We start from the raw sequence: 622 nt of genomic DNA, 5'->3' as shown, positions 1-622 counted from the left end.
CTGATTCATGCGCCCACTTCGACCAAGAACAAGGACAGTAAACGCGACCCGGAAATGCACCAAACGAAGAAGGGCAACCAGTATTACTTCGGCGCCAAAGCGCACATTGGTGTCGACGATGACTCGGGGCTGGTGCACAGCGTGGTGGTCACTGCGGCCAACGTGGCTGACGTGACCCAAGTCGACAAACTGCTACACGGTGCTGAGAACGTGGTCTGCGCCGATGCAGGCTATACCGGTGTCGAGAAGCGCAAAGAGCATGCTGGACGCCAAGTCATCTGGCAGGTTGCAGCCCGGCGCAGCACCTACAAGAAGCACGGAAAACGCAGCGTGTTGTACAAAGCAATACGCAAGATCGAGAGAGTCAAGGCTCAGGTTCGCTCCAAGGTTGAGCATCCATTTCGGGTGATCAAGCGTCAGTTTGGCTATACGAAAGTGCGCTTCCGAGGCTTGGTGAAAAACACTGCTCAGATGGTGACGTTGTTCGCCCTGTCGAACCTGTGGATGGCACGTCGACATTTGCTTTCTGGCGCGGGAGAGGTGCGCCCGTAATGAGGGAAATAGCCGCTGCAAGGTGCTTGCTGCGGAAAAAATGCATGAAATAAGCAGCAGACTTGATCGA

The 622-nt window shown here is 55.1% G+C and carries 1 protein-coding gene; it reads left to right on the top strand.

The annotated features are described in order from the left end of the window. On the top strand, positions 1-552 hold a 552-nt coding region (locus V3W40_RS34555), incomplete at its 5' end, for an IS5 family transposase (protein WP_330209008.1). Between the last annotated feature and the right edge of the window lie 70 nt (positions 553-622).

The organism is Pseudomonas sp. AM8, from assembly GCF_036346475.1.
In the GTDB taxonomy this organism is placed as follows: domain Bacteria; phylum Pseudomonadota; class Gammaproteobacteria; order Pseudomonadales; family Pseudomonadaceae; genus Aquipseudomonas; species Aquipseudomonas marginalis.
This window is presented reverse-complemented; position numbering and strand designations above follow the sequence as displayed.